This is a genomic window from Oceanobacillus sp. MO10714A (genome assembly GCF_037072045.1).
Classification (GTDB): domain Bacteria; phylum Bacillota; class Bacilli; order Bacillales; family Amphibacillaceae; genus Oceanobacillus; species Oceanobacillus indicireducens.
Genome location: NZ_JAXHDC010000011.1, coordinates 69663 through 76091, shown reverse-complemented (window position 1 = coordinate 76091; position 6429 = coordinate 69663). Strand labels below are relative to the sequence as shown.

5 protein-coding genes are annotated in these 6429 nt (G+C 36.0%); 1 reads left to right on the top strand and 4 read right to left on the bottom strand.

Annotated elements, in window-relative coordinates; translation table 11 throughout:
- Window positions 1–442: 442 nt before the first annotated feature.
- The gene (locus tag SPD53_RS08805; protein WP_336252302.1) at window positions 443–1981 is read left to right on the top strand and encodes an AbgT family transporter; all 1539 of its coding nucleotides are present in this window, start codon (window positions 443–445) and stop codon (window positions 1979–1981) included.
- Between the two features lie 265 nt (window positions 1982–2246).
- Here the strand turns inward: SPD53_RS08805 and murQ are convergent, their stop codons facing one another.
- The 4 genes from murQ to SPD53_RS08785 all read right to left on the bottom strand — a co-directional run bounded on the left by murQ (window position 2247) and on the right by SPD53_RS08785 (window position 6425).
- Complete coding sequence (murQ, locus tag SPD53_RS08800; RefSeq protein ID WP_336252301.1) at window positions 2247–3152, bottom strand: N-acetylmuramic acid 6-phosphate etherase; 906 nt, start codon at window positions 3150–3152, stop codon at window positions 2247–2249.
- An 86-nt stretch (window positions 3153–3238) separates the two neighbouring features.
- On the bottom strand, window positions 3239–4420 hold the full coding sequence (anmK, locus tag SPD53_RS08795; protein WP_336252305.1) for an anhydro-N-acetylmuramic acid kinase AnmK: 1182 nt from the start codon (window positions 4418–4420) through the stop codon (window positions 3239–3241).
- A gap of 6 nt (window positions 4421–4426) precedes the next feature.
- On the bottom strand, window positions 4427–5326 hold the full coding sequence (locus SPD53_RS08790; protein WP_336252300.1) for a BadF/BadG/BcrA/BcrD ATPase family protein: 900 nt from the start codon (window positions 5324–5326) through the stop codon (window positions 4427–4429).
- A gap of 10 nt (window positions 5327–5336) precedes the next feature.
- Window positions 5337–6425 carry a DUF871 domain-containing protein gene (locus SPD53_RS08785; RefSeq protein WP_336252299.1) on the bottom strand — a complete coding sequence of 363 codons (1089 nt, stop codon included), beginning with the start codon at window positions 6423–6425 and terminating at the stop codon, window positions 5337–5339.
- Window positions 6426–6429 lie beyond the last annotated feature (4 nt).

Here is a 6429-nt window from a genome sequence, read left to right as displayed (position 1 = left end):
AAAAATAGCGACAAAAAAGGCGTGGGATCCACACTTTTTAGCGTAGATCCCACGCCTTAATTTTTTGTTTACTGGAGTTTTGTCCCAGCCTCAATATAAAACACAAAGGTTCGAAAATCTACCATGTTAGAATAACATTTCTACAGTTAGAGCGAATTTTATAGGGCATATACATTTACCTTTTACATTATAATTAAAAGTACTAAAGGTTGAAACTTCGATCGAAATTGAAATAGTTGAATGGAACTGTTATTATTCTCATTGTGTCTACTATTTTATGCTTGAATAGTGAAAATGTAATAGAAACCTAGTTGCGATAGGAGTACTGAAGAAGAGTAATAAATTATCATAGATTAATTATTGTAGTAATCTTCATTTAGGAAGGACTCCGTTAGGTTATAATTTTCACAATATTTTTTTGCGTGTAGGAGGTAAATTTTGTATGGCAAAACAAAAAAAGGGGATTATTCTGCGCTCTTTGGATAAAATTGAATCGGCTGGAAATAAATTGCCGCACCCAGCTACCTTATTTGCAATTTTAGCACTCTCTGTAATTTTACTATCTGCAGCGTTACAACCGCTGGGGATTAGTGTAGAGCATCCCGGAGAAGAAGGGACAATTGTAGAAATTAAAAATCTATTGAGCGCGGAAGGAATTCAATACATATTCACGAGTATGACCGATAACTTTATTGGTTTTGCGCCTTTAGGTGTTGTCCTTTTAACAATGCTTGGGATAGGGGTGGCTGAACGGACTGGACTGATCAGTGCATTACTTAGAGGGTTTGTATTATCCATACCTAATCGATTTATTACGTTAGGATTGGTTACAGCAGGTATTATGTCTAGTGTGGCATCGGATGCGGGATATGTTGTATTGCCACCACTAGGGGCATTGATTTTTGCAGCACTTGGCAGGCACCCGTTAGCGGGGCTCGCAGCGGCATTTGCTGGAGTATCTGGAGGGTTTAGTGCCAACTTATTACTATCGGGTACAGATGCCATGCTTGGAGAGATGACAATTGCAGCCGCAGCGATTATCGATCCTGCCTATGCTGCAAATATGAATATCGCAATGAACTGGTTGTTTATTGCCGTTTCCGTATTTGTATTAGCAGTGATCGGTACTTGGGTAACGGAAAAAATTGTAGAACCTCGTCTTGGCTCCTATAAAGGCGAATATAAAGAGGAGCTCGAAGGTCTTGAAGCAACAGAGAAAAAAGGTCTTATCTGGGCTGGTGTAGCAACAGTGATTGGTGTTGTACTTGCATTATTGCTCGTCTTACCTCAAGGCGCCCCATTGCGTGGGACAGAAGGTGATGCAATGGCTCAAATTGTTCAATCTCCATTTATGAGTTCATTAGTACCAATTATCGCGATTATATTCTTTATTCCTGGTCTTGTTTATGGAATAGTCACGAAATCGATCCGCAGTGATAAAGATGTAGCAGCCCAAATGTCGGATACGATGGCTTCCATGGGAACATTCATTGTGTTGGCTTTTACGGCAGGACAGTTTGTCGCATACTTTAATGAAACGAATATGGGCTTAGTATTAGGTGTATATGGTGCGGAATTATTAACGAGTGTAAAGTTAACTGGTATTCCATTAATCTTACTATTCATCTTGATTACAGCATTTATTAACTTATTTATAGGAAGCGCTTCAGCAAAATGGGCGATGATGGCGCCGGTATTTGTACCGATTATGATGCAACTCGGATATTCTCCGGAGCTAACTCAAATGGCTTATCGGATTGCGGATTCTTCCACAAATATTATTTCGCCATTAATGACCTATTTTGCAATCATTATTGCGTTCGCACAGAAATATGATAAGAAAATGGGTATTGGTACCTTGATTTCTACGATGGTTCCGTATTCTATGTTCTTCCTAATAGGTTGGACACTTATGTTAATTATCTGGATGCTGCTTGGTATCCCTCTAGGACCAGGTGGACCATTAATTTATCAACCATAAACTAATAATAGCAAGAAGTGGGGATTCTTCAGATCATCTCTGAAGGACCCGCTTTTTTGCTTATTGGAACTGGGAGAGAAACATTAGGGGAAGTGGCTTTTGGAAATTGGGAATAAGTGGTTGACAATGATTATAAGTCTACGAAAAAACCGAGAAAACCTGACTACGGAGTTTGGGTGCAGGATTTGGAAGCTAAGGTGAAGATGTACCTAGATTTCAACAAGTACTCTAGGTACATCTTTTACCTGAGCTTGAATTAAATATATTAATGATTTAAATCGTTCAGCGCTTTAACAAAGTTATCCTTATGTTTAGCCAAAATGGTTTGGGCATCCTTTAGATTTATATCAAATAATAACATTAAGATCGCAACCTTGACATTACCATTGGCATCATCATTTGCCTTTTGTGCGATTGTTTCATCAACTCCTGTAATATCTTGGATAATATTAATCGCGCGTTTTCGTAACTTTTGATTACTTGCTTGAACATTTATCATTAAATTTTTATATACTTTACCTGTTCGAATCATAGTGGCTGTAGATAACATATTTAGTACCATTTTTTGTGCGGTTCCAGCTTTTAATCGAGTTGACCCCGTAACAATTTCCGCTCCTACAGGTAGTTCAATGGGAATATCAACAGATTTTGATAATTCAGTATCCACATTACAAGAGATACCTATAGTTGGAACTCCTATTTCCGTTGCTTTTCGAATTGCTCCTAAAACATATGGTGTTCTGCCGCTTGAAGCAATACCTACAACTACATCATGTTTCGTAACGTTTTTACTGACGTCAGAAATCCCTAACTCAAAACGATCCTCTGCATTCTCAACCGCTTTTCTTAGAGCAATGTCTCCTCCTGCAATGGTGCCTTGTATAAGTTCCGGAGAAACACCAAACGTAGGTGGGCATTCAGATGCGTCTAATACACCTAATCTCCCACTTGTACCAGCACCAAAATAGATGACCCGGCCATCGTTTTCAATTGCATGAACTATAGTATTAACTGCTTTCTCAATTTGTGGTAACGCCTCTGTTACTACATCAGCAATTTTTTTGTCTTGCTCATTCATTAGCCGAATAATTTCCAACGTTGAAAGTTCATGAAGATTCTCTGACTCAGCATTTTTCATCTCCGTTAATAATTGCTCGTTTTCCTTCGACATTATTGTCCCTCCTTCTATTAAGTATTCGACATGATTCTAAATGTTTAAATGCTCTTGATTTGGGACAACTTATCTTCCGGTACACTTTACGATAAACCTACCTTTTTAAAAATATGTTTATGATCTCCGTAGGGCGGAAAGGTAATTTGTCCAAGTATAACTGGCTCTTTAGCTCCAGTGGCACTTGGAACATTCGCTTTTTGCTGATGAATGGACTCGTTAGCAAGAATTGCAAAACCAATAGCCTCTTTTTCATCAGTTGTCATGCCGAACTGATCAACTACAAAAACTTGTTTGTCAGGCAATAGTTGTTTAATCGTTTGCAATAATGTTCTATTATGGGCACCCCCACCACTTAAAATAATATCTTCTATTTGGGATGTAGGGAAAATAAATTTGTTATACGCATCAACTATTGAATAAGCTGTAAAGTAAGTAGCCGTAGCTATCAAATCTTCTTTTGGTAGATGATGATATGACTTTAAAACTTTTTTTGTATATTCTCGACCAAACTCTTCTCTCCCAGTTGATTTTGGAGGCTTTAAACTGAAATAATCATGATTCATCCATTTAAACACAATGTCTTTGTGGACTTTTCCCTTTGAAGCTATCTGGCCACCCTTATCATAAGAAATATCGAAAAGATTCCTGCATAACTCATCAATAATCATATTTCCAGGTCCGGTATCAAAAGCATATACATCCTTTAATTGAGCATTTTTTTCGATAACTGTACAATTGCCTATTCCACCTATATTCTGCAAAATTCTGCCCTTCGTTGCATCATTAAATAATAGCCAGTCTATATACGGAATTAATGGAGCACCTTCTCCGCCTGCAGCGATATCCATTGTTCTGAAGTTTGATATTACCATTGTGTTTGTTTCATATGCAATAACTGATGGGTCACCGATTTGTAATGTTGATTTAGCTAATGGAAAATTTGCCTGTGGAATATGATATAACGTTTGACCATGTGACCCAATCAGATCTAATTCTTCTAAAGGAATATTTGCTTTTTTACAAACTTGTTTAACTGCATCGGTAAAAATAGTAGCCATTTTAAAGTTTAAACTACAGATTTGTTCTATGTTAGATGTTTTATTATCCATTGATGATAATAACTCTTGTTTTATTGATTCATTATAAGGTAATGATATACTCTCCATTACTTCTGCTCTTGTATTTCTCCCAAAACCTTCAATCCTAACAAGGGATGCATCAATTCCGTCTAAGGAAGTTCCAGACATGAGCCCTACAACCAACATGCTCATTTAATTCTCCTCCATTCTACTTTTCCAAGCAGGAAGAGCTCCAACAACTACTGGTTTATCATTAAAAATGGGTGAGATGTCGACTGAATGTTGACGTAGTTTATTTATAAAGCACGTTTGAACTATTTCATTTTTCTCTAATAAACTACCTCTACAACCGATTTTTATCGGTGATTTTAATTTTAGTCTCTTAATAAGTTGCAAAGTTTGGCTTGCTAATTTTTCTCCTGCTAGTTCTAATATATTCAAAGCATGTTCATTCTCGTCTTTCGCTAGTTTGTAAATAAAATAAGCAATTTCTGCTATTTCTGCTTTAGAAGAGGAATAAACAAATTCTTTTATGTGTGATGAATGGTATAATTTGTATTCGGAAGCTAATGACTTTGAAAAAGCCGTTTGAATGCCCCCTTGGTCTATTTCATATATTATTAATTTTAATGCATGTAAACCAATATCATAAGAACTGCCTTGATCACCTAATAAATGTCCCCATCCGCCGACAGTGAAGATATCCGAATTGTTTTTTCCTAAAAAAACTGAACCTGTTCCTGCTATTGCCAAAATACCATTGCTATTTCCCAAAGTGGAATAATAGGCAAGTTCTGCATCGTTCAATAACAGGATTGGCAATTGAAATTCATTATTCAAATATTCTTCGAGGAGCAGTTTCAGATTACCTTTTTCAATACCAGCAACCCCCATAACAATGAATTCGCAATACTTACCATGTTCGCTTTTTAAACAAGCTTTAACAGCTTCTCTTATATTCTCTCTTGCGTCTGTGTAGTTCACTGTTACATTGCCCGGACCATTTATCATTTCAAATATTATATTTTCATTGCTGTCTACAATTGCCGCATGAGTTTTAGTTCCGCCTGCATCAAGTCCGATATGATACATTTCTTTTCACCTATTTCCATTTCGAAAAAGCAAATTTTTCCCATGGTTTTAGATAATCAATTAAAAATATTTCCTCTTCACGAATTCTTCCTACAACGTTTGTCTTTCCGGAGTTTTCCATATCTTTTAAGGCGATTTGCAATTCACCAGCATATTGTTTATATAATTCATTTTCTATGATAATATCTCCTCTTTTAATATCTCTTGTATTATGGGGTGAAAATGATTCACCTCTATATTTTACACGGCTTTGTGTTGAGCGAATCATATAATCAGATATATCTCCGCGATAAAAATGTGGCTCATCAAAAATGATTGTTTTCTCCAATTCACTAGCTTCATCGACTACTTCAACATTAAACGTGATTTTTTCCTTGTTAATTGTACTTAAAAGTATTAACTCTTCTTCTGATGCGTATGCATTGCTTATTATGACATCGTCAATTAAATCCGTTGCAAATAAGTGTTTTGCTTGCACATCAATAGGCAAGTTTCTATGCATTTCTAGAGTAGGCAATCCTTCAATAATTGGCCAAGGTCCAAAAGTTGCGCTATTTGAAGAAACAAAAGCTGCCGTTCTTAATCCATTATTTTTAAACTTTTCACTACACTCTATAAAGAAATTATAGGACAGTCCAGAATAACGATGTGGATAAAAGTTGTGACAACCTATTAACTTATTGCGATTAGGCTGATAGCTGAGTATGTTTTCAAGATATTTTGTCGAATTACTCATATTGATTTCAATACTTAAGTCGTATGGATTGTACGTCATTAATGATTCTTCATTACCTGTAAAACCAAGATCTAGGCGAATACCATCAACTTCTAAATTTTTAAAGAATGATAAGTCATTGTAAGAAATGCCTAGTTCGTCAAATATTCGTGGATTGATATCGCAAATTACTTCCATATCAAGTTGTTTCGCATAATGGATTGTTTCTTTGAAATTTGCTAAAATCTGTTCTTTGTTCCCTTCGACAGATAGTAAACACGTAAAAATTTTTTTAAATCCGTATTGCTTTGCTAGCTGTATATAATTTTTATCCTCTTCAACTATCGAATGGTTTGGATAAATAGATATTCCAAGTTTCCTCATAGTT

Excerpts from the sequence above, each read along its gene's own strand:
- SPD53_RS08805 (WP_336252302.1), top strand. The coding sequence starts at position 443 with ATGGCAAAACAAAAAAAGGGGATTATTCTGCGCTCTTTGGATAAAATT.
- murQ (WP_336252301.1), bottom strand. The coding sequence starts at position 3,152 with ATGTCGAAGGAAAACGAGCAATTATTAACGGAGATGAAAAATGCTGAG.
- anmK (WP_336252305.1), bottom strand. The coding sequence starts at position 4,420 with ATGTTGGTTGTAGGGCTCATGTCTGGAACTTCCTTAGACGGAATTGAT.
- SPD53_RS08790 (WP_336252300.1), bottom strand. The coding sequence starts at position 5,326 with ATGTATCATATCGGACTTGATGCAGGCGGAACTAAAACTCATGCGGCA.
- SPD53_RS08785 (WP_336252299.1), bottom strand. The coding sequence starts at position 6,425 with ATGAGGAAACTTGGAATATCTATTTATCCAAACCATTCGATAGTTGAA.